We start from the raw sequence: 20,850 nt of genomic DNA on the forward strand, positions 1-20,850 counted from the left end.
TGCCGCTCCTGCTCGCCCATCTCCGGATCGGCTCACCAGTGTTTCGCCGATTGCGCGGCTTGCGCTGCCTGCCATCGGTTCCTCGGCCGGAAGGCGCTCCCCGCGGAGTTTGGGCGGCGGTCTCGGCGAAACCGGCGACCTGCTACGCCTGCCGGCCGAAGCGGCGCATCACGATCGTCTCGGAGGTGGAAACCACCGCATCCGCGCAGACGTGGTCTTCGCCACCGTCGGGCAGGACGTCGGCTTGATCGGCGCTGCCGGCCTGGCTCGCCACCGCTGAGCACGCGGTACACCACGGACGCGAAGGCCGCACGGGGAACGCCGCGTTCGGAGTGCCGTGCCCGTCAGCCGCGAAAGATCCCGGGCGCCTGACGGTCACGGCCGGGGCGATGGGCGGACAGCAGCGCCGGAGCGCCTTCGGGCGACGCACCGGTCCTCATTTGCTCAGGTCAGCGGACCCTTCCCCGTGCTTTCAGTGGCACCGGCGGCAGTTCGGGAGCGGGCAGCGGTGCCCCGTCGAACCCCTTCACTTCACCGAAGCGGGTGCCGGTCATCCACTCGGAGCGGGCCTGTGCGATGTCCTCCTGGGAACGCCCGACGAAGTTCCACCACATGACGATCTTCTCCTCGAAGGGTTCACCCCCGAGCAGCAGCAGTCCGCTGTCGCTGAGGGCGCGGAGGGGAAGTTCGGTCCGCCCGCAGCCGAGATAGAGCATCGATCCCGGGTCCAGACGCACTCCGTCGACCTCGGTGGCTCCCGACATCGTCAGCACGGCGTACTCGAAATCGGGATCGACCGGCAGTCGTACGTCGGTGCCCTCGGCGAGTGCGAGGTCGGCGCCGACCAGCGGGGAGTACGTGGTGCCCGGCGAGGCCGTGTGGTCCAGCTCGCCCAGGATGACGGTGGCGGTGAGGCCCGAGGCCGTGACGACGGGCAGGTCGGCGTGGTGTTCAAAGGCGGGTGTGACGTCGCGGTGGGCATCGGGAAGGGCGACCCACAGCTGGGCGCCATGCAAGAAGCGGGGATGGGGCTGAGTGCTCTGCTCGGCGTGGGCGATGGCTCGGCCGGCTGTCATCAGGCCGAGTTCGCGAGACCGGATGGTCGACTCACTGCCGATGCTGTCACGGTGCAGCACTTCGCCGGCGTGTAGCCAGCTGACTGTCTGCAAACCGGTGTGCGGGTGCGGCGGGACCCACATGCCGGGCTCGTCTGCGATGTCGTCGGGACCGTAGTGGTCCACGAAGCACCAGGCACCGACCATCCGGCGCCCGAGATTGGGCAGCAACCGGCGGACCACGGTGGAGCCGCCGATGTCGGCCTCCCGGGGGCTGAGGAGTTCTCGGACCGGGCGGGCGGAGACGTCGGACCGCCCGCCGCACAGGCGGGCCGGTGGGTGGAGGTCGAGATTGCTCATGGGCCTTGGCCCCTTCCGTCAGTGGGTGTCAGTGGGTCTTTCCGGCTGTTGCAGCGGTTGTTCATGGCGGGTATCCAGTGCGATCACGGGGGTGCCGCCGCGTACGGCGCGGGTGACAGGGCTTCGCTCGGCGATCTCCAGGAGACTCGCGCGCTGCACCTCGTCGGGGGCGCCGATCAGGTCGATGCGCCGGGTGATCCGGACCGCCTTCTCCGGGCCTTCCTCGTAGGCCAGGTGCACGCGGACACCGTCCAGGGGCCAGCTCTTGCGCTGGGCGTACATCCGGAGGGTGATGGCCGTACAGGAGCCCAGCGCGGACAGCAACAGGCCCGCGGGGGACGGCGCGGTGTCGGCGCCACCGAGTGCGACGGGCTCGTCTGCGGCGACCGGGTGTCGGCCGGCCCGTATGTCCACCCGGTAGTCGGTATCGCTACTGGTGACCACCGCCGCAGCTGCCCGAACGTAGGTGATGGCCGCGTCCGCCGTGTGTGTCTCCGCCATCTCCGGGATCAACCGGCTCACAGCCCGAACCGGGCCCGCTGCCCCTCGGGCACCAGGTCGACATATTCAGGGTGCTTGGAAATCCAGCCACGGATGTACGGGCAGAACGGAAGCACGGCAAGCCCCTGCTCCCTGGCCGAGTCGAGGGCTGCCCGAGCGAGTTTCCCCGCCAGGCCGCGTCCCTCGAAGCGGGGATCGATCTCGGTGTGGATGAAGGCGATCTCATCCTTGAAACGGTGATATTGGGCGAAACCGGCCATCTCCTGCGCTTCGAAGATTTCGAAGCGCGACTGGTCCGGATTGTCCGATATTAGCGGTTCCATTACTCCTCCTCGGTTGCCGTCGCGGATGGGGGTCAAGTGCTTGTCCTGGGATCGGGGCACGAGCACGCCACCCAATATAGTTGATGCGTCAACTAGAGTCACCTGGAGGGCATGCGCGCGATTCCCGAATCCGTCATCGCGTCCAACGAGGCATGGGCCGTGCGCGCCGCCGCAGGCGCGGCCGTCCCGGCGGCCTCATCGTCTCCCTCGGTTACCACGCCGCGGCTGAACTCGCCCTGGTCCGCCATCCCTTCGCCGGTGTCGATCGGAAGGGTGCAGCTCGTGGTGGGTACGCCGCCGAGAGCAACGTCTCGGCGGCACACGGCATCTCGGTGCGTCTCACGCACGACGGGGGTGACGGCGCATCAGGGCTCATTTCTTGCATCCGAGGTGTCACCGCAAGATGACGCGTCAACAAAGCATTTACACTGGTACGTATGACTGAGACGACGCGCTGGCTCACCGAAACGGAGCAACACGCCTGGCGCAGCTTCATTCGCCTCCAGGAGAAACTTGTCGGCCGGCTGGCCCGCGAGGTGCAGGCCGAGTCAGGCCTGTCCGGGGCCGACTACGGCGTCCTTGTGCACCTCACCGAGGTGCCCGAGGGCCGGCTGCCTGTCATGGAGTTGGCCAAGGCGGTGGAATGGGAGAAGAGCCGGATGTCCCACCACATCAACCGGATGGCCAAACGCGGCCTGGTGGTCCGGGAGGACTGCCCCACCGACGGACGCGTGGCGTTCATCGCCGTCACTCCCACCGGGCGCGAAGCCATCGCAGCCGCGGCCCCCCGCCACGTCGAATCTGTCCGCCGCCTGTTCATCGACCCGCTCAGCCCGGCAGAACTCGCCATGCTCGACCAGATCTCCAACCGGCTCCTCGAAGAGCTGGACAAAGACTGCGCCTGAGCAGCGGCACAGGGCATGGCGACCCGGCTCGCGCGGGACGTGTCGTACCTCGCGCCGCCCAGGGCCGGTTGCGCATCGCCGTGCCCCGGTTTGACCACACCAGCGACTCGGCGTCGCTGAAGCCCGACAGTCTCGGCGGTGCCGCCACCGAGGCCCTGCGGGCCGCCGCCACCGACAGCCCGCGAGGGTCGGGCGCGGCACACCCGGAGACACTCCTGGGTGGAGTCCCTGTTCGACGGCGACTGGACCGAGGAACCCGCCGCTTTCGCACACAGTGATGCGCAGTACGACGATGGTGTTCGACAAGCCCGTCAGGGGCGGCCGATGGCCGTCCGTGTGTCGCCGTGGGCCTCGTCGAGGCGCCGGTTGGCCTCTTCGGCCCGTTCCTTCGCTGCGAAACCGCCGTCCCCGCGAGGCCGCGAAGGAGGCCGACCACGAGGCGGCTACGACAAGGGCCCGGGTCAACGACCCGGGCCCCGTGTGTTGCCGCTCTCAGACGCTGTGGTTGCCGTCGATCTTCAGCGTCGCGCCGGTCAGCCCACCTGGATCGTCGAGGCGTTCTCGGCCAGCCAGGTGTCGAAGTCCTTGAGCCCCGGGTTGATCTCTCGCAGCCGGTTCAGGTCACGGGCGCCCGTGAACTCCCGGTCGAAGTCACCGTAGTACTGGAACATGTTGGCGATTTCCTCGGCCGCCGGGATGTCGAGGGCGCGGAAGACGTCGTAGGGCACCGACTGGAAGCGCACCGGTTCGCCGAGCGCGGCCCCCAGCTTCTCCGCGTACTGCGCACCGGTCAGATGGTCACCCGCCAGGTTGACGGTACTGCCGATGAACGGCTCGCCGCCCTTCAGGATGGCGTGAGCCGTCCGGCCGATGTCCGCCACGTCCACCCCGGCGAGGAGCTTGCCGTCCTCCAGTGGCAGGGTGAGTGTCAGTACGCCGTCCTCGGCGCGCTTGGGGGCCAGGGCCTGCAGGAAGCCCTGGAAGAAGAAGGTGGTGTTCAGGAAGGTGGTCGGCACTCCGGCCTGCCTGAAGAGCTCGTTGCCCTCGCCCTTGGCGTCGAAGTGCGGCACGTTGTACTTGTCCTGCAGCACGGGCATCCGGTCGTCGTCCAGCGGCAGCAGCTCGCGGGTGTCTTCCAGCGTCGACCACACCACGTGCCGCAGACCCGTGGCCTTGGCGGCCCGAACGAGGACCTCGATCTCCGCCGTCTCCTTGGCCGCCGAGCCGTGTGCCCAGAAGTTGGTGACGAGGAATGCGCCGTAGGCACCCTCGAACGCCTTGTGCACGGTCGGCTCGTCGTGGAAGTCCGCCTGTACGACCTCCGCCCCGAGTTCGGCGAGTTCCTTGGCGGCGGGCGAGTCGTGGGTCCGCGTGAGCGCGCGCACCGTGAAGCCGGAGGCGGGATCAGCGAGGATCGCCCGGGCGGCGCCGCCGCCCTGCGCGCCCGTTGCTCCGGCGACCGCGATGACCTTCTTGTCGTTCATGCCAGCTACCCCTGTCGGAGGAAGTAATTGATGCGTCAACTAAATTGCGACTGGTTGATGCGTCAACTTCCATGGGGTGTATCGAGCCATGATCATTTCGGCTCTCGCTCGTGCATCTCGCCATGTTCGGCCTTGGTCGCCCAGCAGGCCGACGGTGCGAACCTCTCGCCGTATTTCGTGGTGAACTCGCCTGCACGGGTGACGAATCCGATGAGGCCGCCCTCGTACTGGTGGATGTGCTGGATGGCGCCTCGGGGCCATGCGGGCGATCCGATGCGAGGGAGGAGCCGACGTCGGCACCGTCCGCCGACAGGGCCGATGGGCACCGGGTGAGCAGGTCCGGGTTGTCTTCCGCCGCGACACCGGCCGGCTCGCCTGTATGGGCCCGGACGCTGTATGCGGTCTCGGCCGGTGGGCGGGAAGCCCTCCTCAGGTGTCGCGCGGCACCTTCAGACGGGTCCGAAGCGCCGTCGCGATCTCTTCGGCCGCGGCAAGCTGGTCCGGCGTGAGGGCACTCACGAACAGTTCACGTACGGCACGCAGGTGGGGCAGGGACGCGGTCCGGAACGCCTCCGCACCCTCGGGCGTGAGCACCACCTCGGCGCCTCGGCTGTCGGTGACGCACTCCTCGCGCCGGATCAGCCCTCGCCGCTCCATGCGCCCGATCTGGTGCGAGAGTCGACTGCGCTCCCAGCTGATGCGGGCCGCCAGTTCGGAGGGGCGTAGTCGCCGCCCTTCCGCCTCTCGCAGTGCGAGGAGCACGGCGTAGTCGCCCGGCGACAAGGAGGACTCGCTCTGCAGGCGTGACGAGAGCTCGGAACGGAGCGCTTCCGTCGTCTCGATGAAGTCCCGCCAGATCCGCAGTTCCTCAGCGGTGGGAAGTGCTTTCCGTCGCCCTGTCATGGTGTCGCCGTCCTCTGTAGTTGACACGTCAATCATATGGGCGTAATGATTGACGTGTCAACGAACCGGGCCGTGCCGCACGGCCGGGGAGCGCAGCAGGAGGAGTCCATGACGGCCCAAGGCTTCGAACTGGGGCTCAACTCGTTTGGGGAGGTCGCGACCGATGCCGACGGCGCACTGAGCGACGCCGAGACCGTTCGCCTGATCGTCGAGGAAGCCAAGCTCGCCGAAGCCGTCGGGCTCGACGTGTTCAGCGTCGGTGAGCACTACCGACGGGGCCACAACGACAGCGCCACCCCCGTGCTGCTCGCCGCGATCGCCACCGCGACGCAGCGCATCCGGCTCGGCACCTCGGTGACCGTACTGAGCACCAACGATCCGGTGCGGCTGTACCACGAGTTCGCCACCCTGGACGCCGTCTCGAACGGGCGCGCCCAGCTCGTACTCGGGCGGGCATCGGCCACTGACTCGTTCCCGCTGTTCGGCTACGACCTCGCCGACTACGAGGAACTGTTCGAGGAGAAGCTCGACCTGTTCATGCGTCTCCAGCGCGAGGAGACGGTGACCTGGTCGGGGAAGTTCCGGCCGCCGCTCGTCGAGCAACAGCTGCATCCCCGGATGCCGCCGGGCGGCATCCCCACCTGGATCGGTGTGGGTGGCAGCCCGAACTCCGTGGTCCGCGCGGCCCGTTACGACCTGCCGCTCATGCTGGCCATCATCGGCGGGCGCCCCCAGCGCTTCGCCGGCCACGTCGAGCTCTACCACCGCACACTCGAACAGTTCGGGCACGCCAGGCGACCGGTCGCCCAGCACTCGCTGGGGATCGTCGCGGACACCGACGAGGAGGCGGTCGAGACCTGGTGGAAGTACTGGCAGCCGCTGGTGGCCCAACTCGCGAAGGAGCGCGGGTTCTACCAGCCGACCCGTGAGCGCTACCTGGCGGAAGTCGAGACGGGCGCGCTCTTCGTCGGCTCACCCGAGACCGTGGCCCGCAAGATCGCCACGATGGCCCGCGACCTGCGCCTGAGCCGTTTCGACCTCAAGTACGACGTCATGAACCTGCCCCGCGAAGCCCGAGCCCGCACCATCGAGCTGCTGGGCCGCGAAGTCGCCCCGCGGGTGAAGCAACTGCTAACGATGGAGCCCACCCATGTCTGATCTCGTCTTCGGTCTGGACACGTTCGGCGATGTGCCGGAGGACGACTCCGGCAACCCGGTGTCCGACGCGCGAGCCATCCGGCAGGTCGTCGACGAGGCCGTTCTCGCGGAAGAGACCGGCGTCGACGTCCTCGCCCTCGGTGAACACCACCGCCCGGAGTTCGCGATCTCGGCTCCGGAGACCGTCCTTGCCGGCATCGCCACGCGTACCCACCGCATCCGTCTGTCTTCCGGCGTGACCGTGCTGAGTTCCGACGATCCGGTCCGTGTGTTCCAGCGCTTCTCCACCGTGGACGCGCTCTCGAACGGCCGGGCCGAGGTCATCCTCGGGCGCGGCTCCTTCACGGAGTCGTTCCCCCTCTTCGGATACGACCTGAGCGACTACGACGTGCTGTTCGAAGAGAAGATCGAGCTCTTCGCCAAGCTGCTGGAGGAGAAGCCCGTCACCTGGAGCGGCACCAAGCGGGCTCCGCTCGACAATGCCGACGTCTTCCCCAAGACCGAGTCCGGGCACCTGACCACCTGGGTCGGAGTCGGCGGTTCACCCCAGTCGGTCATCCGCACCGCGCACTACGGGTTCCCGCTCATGATCGCCATCATCGGCGGCACCCCGGAACGGTTCGCGCCCTACATCGACCTCTACGAGCGCGCCACCGACAAGTTCGGCACGACTGCTCATCCGGTCGGGATGCACTCGCCGGGCTTCATCGCCGACACGGACGAGGAGGCCCGGGAGCTGCACTGGCCGCACTACCGGGTCATCCGTGACCGCATCGGCGCGCTGCGGGGCTGGCCGCCGATCCGCAAGGAAGAGTACGACGCCGAGATCGAGCACGGCTCCCTTTACATCGGCTCTCCCGAAACGGTCGCCCGCAAGATGGCCCGCGCCATCAAGGCACTTGGCGTCGGCCGGTTCGACCTCATCTACACCGCGGGGGCACAGCCGATCAGCGCCCGCCTGCGCGCCGTCGAGCTGTACGGCACCAAGGTGATCCCGATGGTCCGCGACATCCTCGCAGGCTGACGCCATGAACGGAGAAGACATGGACACCACTGCCGTGCACACCGTCGGCATCCTGGGTGCGGGGAAGGTCGGCACCGTCCTGGCTCGACTCGCCCTGGCAGCCGGCTATCGCGTGCTCGTCGCCGGATCCGGCGACCCGGCCAAGATCGCCCTCACCATAGAAGTCCTCACCCCCGGCGCCGTCCCGGTCACGGCCGCTGATGCCGCGGCGGAGGCAGACGTCGTCATCCTGGCGCTCCCGCTCGGCAAGTACCGCAGCATTCCCGCCGAAGCACTGCGGGGCAAGCTGGTCATCGACGCGATGAACTACTGGTGGGAGGTCGACGGCATCCGCGAGGACCTCACCGACCCGCTCACCTCCTCGAGCGAGATCGTGCAGGCGTACCTGTCCGGAGCGCGTGTGATCAAGGCGTTCAACCACATGGGATACCACGATCTCGAGGACGAGGCCCAGCTTGCGGGGACCACGGGACGCAAGGCGATCGCGGTCGCCGGCGACGATCCGGATGACCTCGCCACCGTCGCGCGCCTCGTCAACGCTGTCGGCTTCGACCCCGTCATGGCAGGCCCCCTCGCCGAAGGGGTACGGCTCGAACCGGGCACCGAGCCTTTCGGCGCCGATGTCGACGCCGGGGAACTGCGCGCGATGCTCAACCGCTTCCCGGAATCGGACCGTGGACGGACGGTGATCAGCGCGCGGACCGCTGCCGCGGCCGCAACCGAACAGGCCGCCTGACCCTCGCCCGCGAGGGCCGCCTGTTCGCCGACGACCCGGGGTCCTCGTACCCCGTGGTCATGCGGACCAGCAGCACGTCCCGCTCGATGACCGTGGGGATCTCCGCGTCGAACACCTCCAGCGCCGCTCGGGGGATCAGAGCGGCGGCGCGGCTGGTCGCCGGGAGCACGCTGGTCAGGCGACACCAGGCTCGGGTACCGCGGCCTGCCGGGCGCGGGCGACCATGCGGGCGGTGCCGACAAGGCCGCGCTCGAGCACCTCGGGGGGGCGCCTCCGTCCGCGGCGCGCACGGCGTCGGCGAAGTGGTGCATGTCCTTCTCCATCAGACGGTGTACGCCGCAGGGGTTTCGGAGGAAACCGTCTCCCGTGGCATGCTTCCCGCCGACTGGCGAGTGAGTCGGGCCCACGTCTCACGAGATGGGAGTGGGGCCTTTCGGCTGGTCAGGACGGACTGTGCGACCTCGCAGCCGCGGCCAGGCTCGGCTGGAGGCGGCGGGCGGCGTTGAGGTGGTCCGCGGTCCAGATGATGCGGACGGCTGTGTCCGTGGCCTGTCCGCTTTCGTCCCACAGGTCGCGGCGGAGCGAGTCGACCAGGCGTGCCTCGGCCGCGGGGTTGGGCGGCAGTGGATCGGGGAGTGTGGTGTGCCGACCGAGACTCGTGGCCAGGTCGCGGTACCAGCCGGACACTTGACCGGCGGAGCTCAGCAGTACGAGCCGGGCCTCGGTCCGGTCCGCTTCGGTGTACCGCTCTTCGCAGCGCTGCCACAGTCCCAGCACCGCGTCGGCGGCGAGGCGCAGTCCGACGATGCCGGTGACCAGGGTCGTCATGTCCGCCAGCGGCAGGCGTTTCGGGCCGCGTTCGGCGAGGTAGCTGCGGAAGGCGTCGTCAAGTCTTCGGGCCGCGGCGGCCGCTTGGCGTCTCTCCTGCAGCGGGACATCGGCCGGCGCGGGGCTGGAGCCGCAGCGACCGACCGCGTAATCGACCGCGCCGGTCAGATAGCGGGCGCTGTCGGTGTACGCCTCGGCGAGCGCCTGGTTGATGGCGGCCGCGGCGCCGCGCGGCCAGAAGAACAGGCCCACCAGCACGCTCACCGCGCCGCCGATGGCGATGTCCTGGATGCGCAGCAGCGCGATGTGCCAGTCCGGGTTCTGGCCGATGTTGAACAGGATGACCAGGGTGATGGTGAAGGCTGCCTGGCCGGCGGCGAAGGAGATGACGGCAGGGGCGATGCCGGCGACCAGCACGGCGAGGGGGAGCAGGAACCAGAGCACGGTGCCGTGCCGGCCGATGAGGTGCAGCAGTCCAGCCCCGATGAGCGACCCGACGATCGTGCCGCCCAAGGCGCGGACCGCGTTCTGCCCGGTGTTCAGGGCGTTCGAGCGCAGCACCGAGAGGGTCCCCAGGAGTACCCAGAACGAGTGCTGAACGCTCGTCAGGTTCGACAGGGCAACCGCGATGCCCAGGCCGACCGCTCCCCGGAGGCTGTTGTGCAGCCAGACCGAGTGCGGCTTCAGGTGGGCGACGGCCCGTTCGCGGGCCGACGCCAGCGGTCGGGCCAGGGCGCCGGGTTCGCGGCCGAGCAGCCGGTCCGGCCAGCCGCGTTGTTGCGCCGCCGCGGCCAGGCCCACGTTGCTTGCGATCTCGAGGGTCGCGAAACCCAATTCCTGGGCGCGGAATGACAAGTCCAGGGTTTCGATGAAGGCGCCGGGTTCCCACTCAGCGCCAGGTCGGGGTGGGGGCATGGAAAGGCGGGTGGTGGCGCTGCGCTCCATGCCGGTCATGGCCATGTCCAGGTCCTCCGATGCGGTGCGGAGCGCGTCGGGTGAGCCGTAGGGATCGTCGAGCAGGTCGGCCGCCTGGTCCAGTACCGCGGCGGCGACCCGCCGAACGACGTGTGCCCCGGGGTCGCAGGTCGGGTGGTCTCTGTTCGCGGGGCCGCTGTCGGCCACGATGGTGCACAGCCAGGTGAGCTCGTCGACCAGGCGGACCAGGGCCCGGGAGCTGGTGGACAGTCCGGTGGGCCGGTAGGGCGTGGCGTCGAAGGCGGTACGGAGGTCCAATGCCGCGGCGGTGGCCTGATCGGCGGTGGCCTCGCACTGCTGGGCGCTCGGTGCGTCAGGCTCTCCGGCCAGATGGGATGCGTCGGCGCGTAGCTGTGCCGCGGCCGCGCGGCAGACCCGGGCGGCGGGCGCGCTGAGCGGGTCGGCGGTGGGCCGGGGCCACAGCAGGGAGATCGCAAGCATGGCGCCGGCGGCAGCAAGGCCCGCTCCGGCGAGCCGGTCGGGTAGCTGCGACAGCGGTGCGGGCGAGGTCACCGGCAGGATGAAGGCCAGCAGCAGGGCGGTGGTCGCCCCCGCGAGGACGGAACTGACCACGCCCGAGAAGAGCACCAGGAACCCGACCACGACGGTGACGGCGACCGCGAGCCAGGTCTCGCGGGCCACGAGCGTGCCCAGGCAGATGAGCGCCGCCCACGCCACCGCGAGGCCCACGTGGGCGCGCAACCGCTGCACCATCGGGCCGGTGAACTCGACCAGCAACAACATCGAGAACGAGCCGAACGCCGCGAAGGTCGCCATGGTGGGCGCGTGCAGCACCTGGCTGCACAGTGCGAACAGGGCGGGCATCACCAGCGCGGTACGTGCGGCTCGGCGGGTCGCGGCCAGCTCCGGATCGTGGGTGCGCAGCCACCTGAGGCCCCGGCCGGATGTCTGCATCCGCTCGCACACCTCCCGTCGCCCGGCGCCCGCGTACCCCGTCGTCGCGAGTATCTGCCCGGGCCGGGGCCTGCGCAGGATCAGTGACGCCAAGCAGGGCAAGCGACGGCCGGTCGGGTGATCCGTGCGAAGTGGTCGCCGCCGGAGCGTCCCGTCGCTTGATGTGCCGGCGCACCCCCCCGGGGCGTGACGTCCTACGGGGCTATACCGACACCCTCGATACGGCTCCAGGCTTTCTCCTGTGCCGGGGTCATGGCCGGCCAGTCGCGTCCGCCCGGGCGGGCGGCGACCCGCGAGGCGTAGGGCGAGGGGTGGAAATTCGAGTCGTAGAAGCATCCCGTTCCGTAGAGGCTGTCGAATGTCGCGCACGACGCCGCGATCGACTTCGGGGTTGGCTTCTTCCCGGTACGCACCCACGTGTCCAGGGCCGAAATGGAGTCGGCGTATTCGGAGTTGCTCAGCTGACTGTGGTCGTGCTCCCCGGTGAACGTCTGCACCAGATAGTTGTCCCGGTGGCTGCCTTGCAGTGTGGCGCGGTATGCCGCCTCGTGTTCGACGAATGCCGTCGGGTCGTCGATCGCGTGGAGCGTGAGGACCGGGATGTCGACCTTGCCCGTGAGGTCGCTGTCGTAGGACAAGTCCCGTACGGCGGTCGGATCGGCGGAGAAGCGCTCGACACCCGCGTTGAGGGCCTTGTCGTCATGGGAGCCGGAGTATCGAACGCCCTGGTTGCTGAAGGGGTTACGGCCGCCGAGGCGGTTGTGGACGATGTCGCGGAAGGTGAAGGTGGCGAAGCGCAGGTGGGACTCCAGGGTGCGCTCCGGGATCTTTGTGACGGCGAGAATGTCATCGAGGTTGCGCTGCTGCTGTGCGGTCCGCTCCTGCGGGGCGGAGGAAAAGCCGGTGCACTCCTGAAGGCGGGTGCGCAGACCGTTGGTGGTCATGGTGGAGTCGACCCGCAGCCCTTGCCACAGCGGATATTGCGGCTCGGTGGGCCTGGGATGGTTCTGGCAGTAGTACTGGTAGACCACTCGCAGGTCGACACGGTAGTCGTAGCCGCGGGAACCGCCGGCAAGAACCCCATTGGTGAGCAGAGCCCCGTCGTAGGGGCCGTTCTTCTTCCCGAACAGTTCGACGACTTTGGCTGCGACGTCTCCGCCCCAGGACTGGCCATGCACGTAGGTCCGCTTCGGTGTGCCGAAGCGGGAGACGAACAGGCGGCGCACGTTCTCGGTGTCGGCCGCGGCCATGCGAGTGCCGTAGCCGCCGCGGCGGTAGGACGAACCGGCCCAGGCGTAGCCCTGATCGACCATGACTGCCCACCGGCCCAAGTCGTCGAGACTGCGCCCGGGGTCGGAGCCGTCGCCCAGGTCGGGCCCACCATGGGCATGCACGACCAGCGATCCGTTCCAGTGCTCGGGGACGGCGATGGCGTAGTAGGCGCCGTCGACGTCCTGGCCGGTGTAGCACTTGACCGTTCCATCGAGACCGGATGGGCACGCCACGGTCGCGGGGCCTTGGGTGTCCGCTGTCGCAAGCGTTGTTCCGGCGAGCGCACTGATGGTCATGCTCAATGAGGCGGCGGTCAATGCCGCGCCAAGTCTCCTGCGTCGCCTGCCTGTTTGCCGTGATGGGTTTCGCCTGATCAAGGTTGGCCCCCTCGCATGCGTTGGCGCGTCTTTGCGCTGCGATGCTAGGAACGGGTGCGGCACTGGACCATGGCTCGATCAATTCTGTTCATAGTGTTCGGACAGTCCTGGGGCGACTCGGGCACGCGCTCGGTGCGCTCGGTATCACGGTCGTGCGGAGGTCTGTTTCACGTTGTAGCCCTCGATCCGGAGTTTCGGCTTGTTCGATGAAAGAGCAGTGGCGGGCCATGACGCGGTGATGGTCCTGGACTCACCGGGGAGCAGCCACAGGTAGTTGTCGCTGTAGAGCGTCGGCAGCACCCGGTGATCGGTCATGGCGTCGCGCAGCGAGACACGCACCATGGCCGCAACCGACGAACCTCGGTTGCGCAGCCGGGCCGTGAGCTCATGGCGTTCGCCCGAGTGGTCCGTTTCGGTGATGTCGAGGAACACCGGGGCCCTTTCGAGGTTGTTCAGCGCCCGCATGTCGTGGGCACCCCGGTAGCGCCAGTACGTGTTCTCGGACAACGATCCGCCGCGTGCGTCGGTGAGGCGCACTCGCAGCACATGGAAGTCCGGCAGGTCGTCCGTCCAGCCGGCGGTGAACGCATACGTGGTGGCGGAGGGGGCGATGTCGACGGTCTTGCGCTGTTCGGGGGCGAGCCGGTGGCCGGAGAGGTCGTAACAGCGCGCGGACACCGTGGCGCCGGCGATGGCCCTGGGCGTGTGGTTCACCGCGACCACTCGCCCGTCCGTGGGGGCGGCCTGCACGTGGACGGGCTCGTTGGCCTTGCGGGCGCCGTAGTAGGTGCCGTTGACGTCGAAGTCGTAGTCGTACGTCTGCCACACGGTGCTGTACCAGGCGGGGTGGGACATCCACAGCATCAGCCCGCTCGCGTCGTCCCACAGGTGGGCGTTCCACGCCTCGAACATGGCGCGGGTGTTCTCGTAGTTGAGGAACTGCGCCTTGCGGCAGAAGTCCTCGAGGTCCTCGGCGGCATCGAGCCGGCCTTCGATGGCGGCCCGGTAGTTCTGCGGCGCCTGATTCCCCCTGGTGCTCCAGTCGTGGTAGTACCAGGGGCCGCCGATGGGCCACTCGGGCTCGTCGCCGACGAGGCGGCGCATCGTCTCCGCCGTCGACACGACCGGCATGCCGATCTCGGTGTGGAAGCCGAAGCTCCCGCTGCCGTAGGTGGACGCGGAGTAGTACCGCTCCGGCTCGACCCAGCCGTAGGGGCCGCCGCCGGACACGATTCCGCCGGCCGAGTTGTTCTGATAGAGCAGATCGGGTGCTTCGGCCCGCACCGCGGCGCGCATACCGTCGTCGACCGGGCCCGGAGGGTTGCCCTCGTTGGCCCCGCACCACACGACGATGCTGGGGTGGACGCGGTAGCGCCGCACGGTGTCCTGCGCCAGGTCGAGGAAGGCCTTGTGGTCGGGTGGATCCATGGCCCAGGCGTTGGGGAAGTCGTTCCACACCAGAAGGCCGTGCTCGTCGCAACTGGCGTAGAACTCCTCGCGGTTGCTGCTGCCCACCCAGTTGCGGATCATCGTGAAGTTCATGTCGCGATGCATCCGCACGGCTGCGTCCATCCGCTCGGCGGGCATGCGCCGCAGCAGTTCGTCCCAGCCCCAGTTTCCGCCGCGGCAGAAGACACGGACCCCGTTGACACTGATCTTGAGTGGCACGGGGGAGTTGTCGACCGACTTCACATCCGTCCAGCTGTCGCCGTCGTCGGAGACCTGGATGGTGTACGTCTTGGCGTAGGCCTGCTCCCACAGGATGACGACGCGGTCGAACGAGACCCTGGACCCCAGGTCGACCTGGACCCACTGGTCGTCCTCGAAGGCAGAGGACCAGCGGGTCGCGGGATTTCCGTCGACCGCGTTGCCCGGCTGGTTCCCGGGGTCGTCCATGGAGGAGGCGGTGGCCGGCTTGTGCAGGGCCAGATCGGCGTCCGGCGAAGCGCTGTCGACGACCGACAGCCCCCACATCGACGCCCCCCAACTGGTCGCCCGAGTACGGCAGAAGATACGCAGAAACCGTGCGGTGGTGGTGGCGAACTCCACGCTCTGCAGGCTCGCCGCACCCGCCGTCCGGAAGGGAAGCGGCACCGCCGTGTTGTCGACCGCTGTCACGTCCGTCCAGGTGTCGCCGTCGTCGGAGACCTGGATGGTGTACGTCTTGGCGTAGGCCTGCTCCCAGGTGAGGACGACGCGGTCGAAGGACAGCGAGGACTCGAGGTCGACCTGGATCCACTGGTCGTCCTCGAAGGCCGAGGACCAGCGGGTGCCCGCATCACCGTCCGTCGCGTTGCCGGGCTGGTTGGCCGCGTCGTCGACGGAGGAGGCGGCGGCCTCCTTGTGCAGGGCCAGGTCGGTGTCGGGTGCGGAGCTGTCCGAGACTGTCAGACCCCACAGCGACGATCCCCAACTGGTGGCGCGCGTACGGCACATGATCCTGACGTAGCGGGCTTTTTGACGGGTGAAGTTCACGGTCTGCGCGTACGCGTCGCTGCCGGACTGGAACGTCAGCGGCACGTCGTACTCGTAGCCGTACTGGCGGATCCCGAAGCGGGTGGTCCGACGGTCGCTCTCCTCGCCCGCGACGGAGGCGGCGAGGGTCAGCTCGTGCAGGTCCGGGGAGCCGTAGCCGTTGGGCCACCACAACTTCGGCTCATTCAGCCGTAGTTGGGGGTGGGTAGCGGGAGTGAAAGTGACGTCGACGCTCTCGCCGGCCGGCACGGTGACCGTCCGGCTCAGTCGTATGCCGTTGAAGGCTGCCGATACGGTGACGGGTCTGGCGTCCGCGTCGGCGTTGCGCACGGGAACCACGACGGTCAGTTCGGCCGTACGGGTGTCGGGCAGGTCCGGGAGCCTGGTGTCGACGCGGGGGTCGCCGAGAACGGCCGCTCCGGTGGAGCGCAGCCGGATGTGATTCCAGATGCCGGCGGCCCGGTCCCGTACGGCCGGCATCCAGTCCCAGCCCGACGAAGCCAGGTAGGTGGGCGAGTTGCGGTTCATCATGTTCGCGCCGGCGTCCACGAAGGCGAGGCCGGCCGGGCCCTTGTCGCCGGGACTGCCCGGGTACGGCATGGGGGTGATCTGCACGGCGAGGGCCTGCTCGCCGTCGGTCAGCAGCTCGGTCACGTCGTATGCGGCGCGGGCGAAGGGGAAGGTGAGGTCGCCGACTCTGCTGCCGTTGAACCAGATGTCGGCGGTGTGGTTGATGCCGTCGAACTCGAGCCAGACGCGGCGTCCCTCGCCGGTGCGCAGGTCCTTGGGGAGACGGAAGGCGCGCCGGTACCACCAGGCGTGGCGCGAGAGGGCCTCCGGGATGTGGAGGTTGTTGAACCCGGCGACCGGATCGGGCAGATGTCCTTGGTCCACGAGTGAGGACAGGACGGTCCCGGGGACGGTCGCGGGCAGCCAGCGGCTGGTGTCCGCCGATGGCCCCGACAGCGCGGCGCCGTCGCCGCCGGCCCAGTCGTCCATCGTCAGGTCCCAGCCGGACTCCAGCGGTACGGTGCCGTCCTCGGCGATCTCCAGAGCCGGCGGGGTCCGGTGGTGGGTGCCCCAGTCGGTCCAGCCGGTGGCGTCGGGCCGGGCGGTGCGGCAGGTGCCGTAGACCTGAAGGCCGTTGAGGCCCAGCGGGTTGGTGTTGGACCGCTTGTGCACGGTCATGCGCACCCAGCGAGCGGTCACGGGCTTCGCCAGGGTGATCTCCATGACCCCGCCCGTACCGGAGTCGGTGCGGTAGACGGCCGTCCACGCCTTGTGGTCCCGAGAGGTCTCGATGACGAAGTCGACCGCGCAACTGGAGAGGATCTCCTGCCCCGTCGTGTTGTCCCGCGGGTTGCCGCCGGGGGCGTCGGTGTAGGGCGGGTCGCCCGCCGTCGCCTCGAAGGTGAGGCGCAGCGAGTCGACCTCGCACGGCGCCTGGAGGTCGACGGATATCCACTGGGGATCGCCGGGCGCGGCGCGCCATCCCGTGCCGCGCACTCCGACGGTGTTGACCTTGTCGACCACGAACTCACCCGGTGTGGGGGCGTAGTCCGTGGACGACACGGAGATGGGGCGGTAGGCCGCGAGTTCACCGGGCGCGGCGGGCCGGTTCAGCTGTCCGGATTCGGCCGCGAATCCCTCGGAGGGCAGGGCCATGCCGAGCCCGAAGCCCGCGAGAAGGGTGGTGCCGGCGGAGAGGACGGTCCGACGGGACGGACGGGGTAACTGATCAGACATCAACTATGGCTCCGATCAGGGAAGTTCGAGGAAATGGGAGACCTGCGACATGCGGAAGACAACGTTACCAAAGCGCCTCTGACAACGTTGCCGAACACTGCACCCCGGGAGGAGGGCTGTCAAGGATTCCGGCCTGACCGCGAGAGGTCTTTGAATAAATTAGTAATAAATATTGACAGGGTTTCGGACGCGCGCCACAGTCGTCGCCGTGACGCCGACGGCCCCCGTTGCAGCGTGGCCCGCGTCACGTCCTCCTGCTTCCCAACCCCCGGGAGAGGCAAGTGACTTCACACCCGCAGGCCCGCACATCCGCAGGTCTCAGACATAGGCGCCGTGCCACGACGGCCGCGATCGCGACGGTCCTCGCCGTGACCGCGGCCCCCACCGCCACGGCGCAGACCGCCGTCGACCAGGGCGCGCCCGACTACTACGACAGCGGTCTCGCGCCGACGCCCTACATGGGCTGGAACACGTACTACGGGCTGGGCGCGCCCACGGAGAAGGAGGTACGGGCCGTCGCCGACAAGCTGGTCAGCAGCGGTCTGCGCGACAGTGGCTACGACATCGTCTGGCTCGACGGCGGCTGGCAGGCCGACAACCCCCGTGACGCTCAGGGGCGGTTGGTGGCCAACCCGGACCGCTTCCCCTCCGGCATCCCGGCGCTCGTGTCCTACCTGCACGAGCGCGGTCTGCGGGCGGGCATCTACACCGATGCCGGCGCCTACGACGGCGGCAAGAGTTGCGGCCTCGGCAGCCGCGGCCACTACACCGAGGACGCACGGCAGTTCGCGGGCTGGAAGATCGACGCGATCAAGGTCGACTTCCTGTGCGGGATCGGGGCGAAGCTCGATCCGGGGCCCGCGTTCAAGGAGTTCAGCGATGCGGTCGCCAAGTCCGGCCGCCGGATGCTGCTGAATCTGTGCAACCCGCTCACCGACGACTGGGGCCTGCCGCACACGCCCGAGCAGGACGCGCACAACACGTACGTCTATGCCCCGACGATGGCCGACTCCTGGCGCACCGGCACCGACATCGCCTGGGGCACCCCGAGCCCCGGGCAGTGGCCCAACGTGCTGCGCAACATGGACGCCAACGCCTGGCATCCAGAGGCGCAGGGGCCGGGACACTACAACGACCCGGACTACCTCATCCCCATGCGCCGCATGACCGACGGGTCGTTCGAACTCACGCAGGAGGAGTCCACCACCCAGTTCGTGATGTGGGCCGAGATGGGCTCACCGCTCGTGCTCGGCTCCGACCCGCGCACCCTGTCCGACTCGATGATCGGCACGCTCCGCAACCCCGAGATCATCGCCGTCGACCAGGATCCGCTCGCCGTCCAGGGCGTACGGGTGGCGACGGACTCGGTCGGCGACGCGTACAGCAAGGTCCTCCAGGGGCACGGACGGCGCGCGGTCGTGCTGCTCAACCGTTCCGACCAACCCGCCGAGCGCACGGTGCGGTTCGCCGATGTCGGGCTCGGCGGGCCGGTCCAGGTCCGCGACCTGCGGGCACGCGCCGACCGGGGCACGCATACGGAGTCGTACACCGTCGAGGTTCCCGCGCACGGCACCGCGTTCCTGAAGCTGACCGGGGCGGACGCCCTGCCCGGTACGAGCCTGGGCGAGAAGACCACGGCAAGCCCGGCCGTCGTGCGCGACGGCGACACGCTGACCACCTTCCTGCGGGGCCCGCACGGCTCCCTCGTCCAGCAGACCGACGGCAGGACGAGGGACCTCGGCGGTCCCGCGCAGGGCAGGATCCTGGGCCAGCCCGCCGCGTATGCCTCCGCGGGCGGCCGGATCGACGTCTTCGTGCGCGGCACCGACTCCCGGGCGTACCGGCGGATCTTCGCCGACGGGCGCTGGGGGCAATGGGAGAGCCTGGGCGAGCAGTTGACCGACGCGCCGTCCGTGGCCTTCACCGACCCCGCGCACTGGACGCTGTTCGCGCGCGGTGCCGACGGGCGGATCGTGCAGCGCGGGCCGTCGTCCGGGTGGACGTCCCTCGGCGCACCCGGTGACCGGCCGATGTACGGGCGCCCGTCCGCCGTCGTCGACGCCCAGGGACGCGTCCATGTTGCCGTGCGCACCGCGGCGGACGACGTATGGACGCGGACGCGGGAGACGTCGGGGGAGTGGTCGGCATGGAGCTCGCTCGGCGGGACCGTGAGCGGCAGTCCGACGCTGGTCGCCGCGGGAGACGGCGTGGTGCTGTACGCGCGAGCCGCCGACTACACGCTCTGGCAGCAGCGCTACCAGGACGGTGCCTGGCAGGGCTGGACCAAGCGGCAGGAGTTCCCCAGTGCCGCCTTCGACGGTGTGCTGGGTGCGGTTGCCGGGCCGGAGGGCACGGTCGACGCGGTCTTCCGTGGCGTCGACGGCTACGTCTACCGGACCCAGTTCAAATAAATTAGTAATTATTCTTGACGTGGCCGGAGTGCCACGCGAATCTGGATCCGCCGCGAGCGGGGCCCCGGCCGTCAGGAGGGCCGGCCCCGCCGCGCGGAGCCACAGGGAGTCCTTCATGACGAACCATCAGCCCAGCCGACGCCGGTTGCTCGCCGGACTTGGTGCCGCCGGGACGGCCGCACTCCTCAGCGGCTGTGTCACCTCCACCTCCTCCGGCAAGAGCTCCTCCAAAGGCGCGGTGACCCTCCAGTCCAACCTCTCCGCCCCGCAGGCCAAGGCCGCGATGGAGGACATCGTCGCCGCCTACGCCAAGCAGGGATCCGGGCACGCCAGCCTCAACACCGTCGCCGCGGAGACCTTCCGCACCCAGCTGCCGACGTATCTGACCTCTGCCAACCCGCCGGACGTGTACACCTGGTACCCCGGCTCGGTGGCGGACGCCTACGCGAAGAAGAACCTGCTGCTCGATCTCGACGACGTCTGGACCTCGCCCGACCTCAAGCGCTACTCCAAGGCGCTCAACTCGCTGTGCACCGCGAGCTCCGGCAAGAAGGTCTTCGTCCCCACCACCTACTACTGGTGGGGCATGTTCTACCGGAAGTCGAACTTCGCCAAGTGGGGCGTGAGCGAGCCGAAGAGCTGGGACGACTTCCTCGACCTGTGCGACAAGCTCAAGAGCAAGGGCATCGCCCCCATCGGGCTCGGCGCGGGCGGCAACACGCCCTGGGTGGCCTCGGCCTGGTTCGACTACCTCGACATCCGGATCAACGGTGCCGACTACCACCGTCAACTCCTCGCCGGGAAGCACCGGTTCGACGACCCCGAGGTACGCAAGGTCTTCGACCGCTGGCAGGAGGTGCTGCCCTACTTCGACCCGAACGGCACCGCCGTCGCCTTCCAGGACGCCACGACCACGCTGCTCAACGGCCGTAGCGGCATGATGCTGATCGGCACCTTCTTCGCCGACGCCGCACCCAAGGACGCCCTCGACGACATCGACTTCTTCCGCTTCCCCGTCATCGATGCGAAGGTCCCGCTCGCCGAGGAAGCGCCCGCCGACGGCTACTTCGCCAGCGCCCGCACCGGCCGCCACGACCAGGTCGTCGACCTGATGCGCTACCTCGCCACGGCCGAGGCCCAGGAGATCTACATCAAGGGATCGTCGGGCACCGTCCTGCCGTGCCACCCGGACGCGAAGGACGCCGGCACCGCCCTGGTGAAGAAGGGCCGCAAGCACATCGAGGAGGCCGTCGAGATCACCCAGTTCTTCAACCGCGACTCCAGCGACGCCCTCCAGCCCACCGCGGACACCGCGCTGACCAAGTTCCTGGCCAAGCCGAAGTCCATCGGCTCCATCCTCACCGACTGGCAGCGCGACGCCGAGAAGATCTGGCAGGCCTGA

15 protein-coding genes are annotated in these 20,850 nt (G+C 69.0%); 6 read left to right on the top strand and 9 right to left on the bottom strand.

What is annotated here, in order from left to right; genetic code table 11:
* Positions 1-142: 142 nt before the first annotated feature.
* The 4 genes from ACZ4RZ_RS37180 to ACZ4RZ_RS37195 all read right to left on the bottom strand — a co-directional run bounded on the left by ACZ4RZ_RS37180 (position 143) and on the right by ACZ4RZ_RS37195 (position 2,239).
* Complete coding sequence (locus tag ACZ4RZ_RS37180; RefSeq protein WP_467751387.1) at positions 143-274, bottom strand: hypothetical protein; 132 nt, start codon at positions 272-274, stop codon at positions 143-145.
* Between the two features lie 175 nt (positions 275-449).
* Positions 450-1,415: a pirin family protein gene (locus tag ACZ4RZ_RS37185; RefSeq protein ID WP_467751389.1), complete on the bottom strand. Its 966-nt coding sequence runs from the start codon at positions 1,413-1,415 to the stop codon at positions 450-452.
* Positions 1,416-1,433: 18 nt separating this feature from the next.
* Entirely contained in the window at positions 1,434-1,916 is a 483-nt protein-coding gene (locus tag ACZ4RZ_RS37190; protein ID WP_467751391.1) for an OsmC family protein, read from the bottom strand.
* A gap of 17 nt (positions 1,917-1,933) precedes the next feature.
* On the bottom strand, positions 1,934-2,239 hold the full coding sequence (locus tag ACZ4RZ_RS37195) for a GNAT family N-acetyltransferase (RefSeq protein ID WP_467751550.1): 306 nt from the start codon (positions 2,237-2,239) through the stop codon (positions 1,934-1,936).
* Positions 2,240-2,676: 437 nt separating this feature from the next.
* Between ACZ4RZ_RS37195 and ACZ4RZ_RS37200 the strand changes: the two genes are divergently transcribed.
* Positions 2,677-3,144 (top strand): MarR family winged helix-turn-helix transcriptional regulator, encoded by a 468-nt coding sequence (locus tag ACZ4RZ_RS37200; protein WP_467751393.1) that lies wholly within the window; start codon positions 2,677-2,679, stop codon positions 3,142-3,144.
* Between the two features lie 533 nt (positions 3,145-3,677).
* On the opposite strand, the gene ACZ4RZ_RS37205 is transcribed toward ACZ4RZ_RS37200, so the two are convergent.
* Positions 3,678-4,628, bottom strand: a complete 951-nt coding sequence (locus ACZ4RZ_RS37205) for an NmrA/HSCARG family protein (protein ID WP_467751395.1) — start codon at positions 4,626-4,628, stop codon at positions 3,678-3,680.
* 429 nt (positions 4,629-5,057) lie between these two features.
* Positions 5,058-5,531, bottom strand: coding sequence for a MarR family winged helix-turn-helix transcriptional regulator (locus ACZ4RZ_RS37210; protein WP_467751397.1), 474 nt, complete (start codon positions 5,529-5,531; stop codon positions 5,058-5,060).
* 108 nt (positions 5,532-5,639) lie between these two features.
* Between ACZ4RZ_RS37210 and ACZ4RZ_RS37215 the strand changes: the two genes are divergently transcribed.
* The 3 genes from ACZ4RZ_RS37215 to ACZ4RZ_RS37225 are packed head-to-tail and all read left to right on the top strand — an operon-like array spanning position 5,640 to position 8,449.
* Positions 5,640-6,689: an LLM class flavin-dependent oxidoreductase gene (locus tag ACZ4RZ_RS37215; protein WP_467751399.1), complete on the top strand. Its 1,050-nt coding sequence runs from the start codon at positions 5,640-5,642 to the stop codon at positions 6,687-6,689.
* Positions 6,682-7,713, top strand: a complete 1,032-nt coding sequence (locus ACZ4RZ_RS37220; RefSeq protein WP_467751401.1) for an LLM class flavin-dependent oxidoreductase — start codon at positions 6,682-6,684, stop codon at positions 7,711-7,713. The genes ACZ4RZ_RS37215 and ACZ4RZ_RS37220 overlap by 8 nt, the downstream gene beginning before the upstream one ends.
* Positions 7,714-7,717: 4 nt before the next feature.
* Positions 7,718-8,449: an NADPH-dependent F420 reductase gene (locus ACZ4RZ_RS37225; RefSeq protein ID WP_467751403.1), complete on the top strand. Its 732-nt coding sequence runs from the start codon at positions 7,718-7,720 to the stop codon at positions 8,447-8,449.
* Between the two features lie 441 nt (positions 8,450-8,890).
* Here ACZ4RZ_RS37225 and ACZ4RZ_RS37230 read toward each other — a convergent pair whose 3' ends face one another.
* The 3 genes from ACZ4RZ_RS37230 to ACZ4RZ_RS37240 form a co-directional block, all read right to left on the bottom strand.
* Positions 8,891-11,260: an FUSC family protein gene (locus ACZ4RZ_RS37230; RefSeq protein WP_467751405.1), complete on the bottom strand. Its 2,370-nt coding sequence runs from the start codon at positions 11,258-11,260 to the stop codon at positions 8,891-8,893.
* A 101-nt stretch (positions 11,261-11,361) separates the two neighbouring features.
* On the bottom strand, positions 11,362-12,735 hold the full coding sequence (locus tag ACZ4RZ_RS37235) for a hypothetical protein (RefSeq protein WP_467751407.1): 1,374 nt from the start codon (positions 12,733-12,735) through the stop codon (positions 11,362-11,364).
* Between the two features lie 225 nt (positions 12,736-12,960).
* Complete coding sequence (locus ACZ4RZ_RS37240) at positions 12,961-17,037, bottom strand: discoidin domain-containing protein (protein ID WP_467751409.1); 4,077 nt, start codon at positions 17,035-17,037, stop codon at positions 12,961-12,963.
* A 281-nt stretch (positions 17,038-17,318) separates the two neighbouring features.
* On the opposite strand from ACZ4RZ_RS37240, the gene ACZ4RZ_RS37245 reads away from it, so the two are divergent.
* Positions 17,319-19,448, top strand: a complete 2,130-nt coding sequence (locus ACZ4RZ_RS37245; RefSeq protein ID WP_467751411.1) for a DUF8189 domain-containing protein — start codon at positions 17,319-17,321, stop codon at positions 19,446-19,448.
* 115 nt (positions 19,449-19,563) lie between these two features.
* The gene (locus ACZ4RZ_RS37250; RefSeq protein ID WP_467751412.1) at positions 19,564-20,850 is read left to right on the top strand and encodes an ABC transporter substrate-binding protein; all 1,287 of its coding nucleotides are present in this window, start codon (positions 19,564-19,566) and stop codon (positions 20,848-20,850) included.

The sequence above is a fragment of the Streptomyces sp. NPDC027189 genome, from assembly GCF_055566975.1.

What these genes read in the sequence shown, in the direction of transcription:
- ACZ4RZ_RS37195 (WP_467751550.1), bottom strand. Translation starts at nt 2,239, where the DNA reads ATGGAACCGCTAATATCGGACAATCCGGACCAGTCGCGCTTCGAAATC.
- ACZ4RZ_RS37185 (WP_467751389.1), bottom strand. Translation starts at nt 1,415, where the DNA reads ATGAGCAATCTCGACCTCCACCCACCGGCCCGCCTGTGCGGCGGGCGG.
- ACZ4RZ_RS37250 (WP_467751412.1), top strand. Translation starts at nt 19,564, where the DNA reads ATGACGAACCATCAGCCCAGCCGACGCCGGTTGCTCGCCGGACTTGGT.
- ACZ4RZ_RS37210 (WP_467751397.1), bottom strand. Translation starts at nt 5,531, where the DNA reads ATGACAGGGCGACGGAAAGCACTTCCCACCGCTGAGGAACTGCGGATC.
- ACZ4RZ_RS37225 (WP_467751403.1), top strand. Translation starts at nt 7,718, where the DNA reads ATGAACGGAGAAGACATGGACACCACTGCCGTGCACACCGTCGGCATC.
- ACZ4RZ_RS37240 (WP_467751409.1), bottom strand. Translation starts at nt 17,037, where the DNA reads ATGTCTGATCAGTTACCCCGTCCGTCCCGTCGGACCGTCCTCTCCGCC.
- ACZ4RZ_RS37190 (WP_467751391.1), bottom strand. Translation starts at nt 1,916, where the DNA reads ATGGCGGAGACACACACGGCGGACGCGGCCATCACCTACGTTCGGGCA.
- ACZ4RZ_RS37220 (WP_467751401.1), top strand. Translation starts at nt 6,682, where the DNA reads ATGTCTGATCTCGTCTTCGGTCTGGACACGTTCGGCGATGTGCCGGAG.
- ACZ4RZ_RS37215 (WP_467751399.1), top strand. Translation starts at nt 5,640, where the DNA reads ATGACGGCCCAAGGCTTCGAACTGGGGCTCAACTCGTTTGGGGAGGTC.
- ACZ4RZ_RS37235 (WP_467751407.1), bottom strand. Translation starts at nt 12,735, where the DNA reads ATGACCATCAGTGCGCTCGCCGGAACAACGCTTGCGACAGCGGACACC.
- ACZ4RZ_RS37200 (WP_467751393.1), top strand. Translation starts at nt 2,677, where the DNA reads ATGACTGAGACGACGCGCTGGCTCACCGAAACGGAGCAACACGCCTGG.
- ACZ4RZ_RS37205 (WP_467751395.1), bottom strand. Translation starts at nt 4,628, where the DNA reads ATGAACGACAAGAAGGTCATCGCGGTCGCCGGAGCAACGGGCGCGCAG.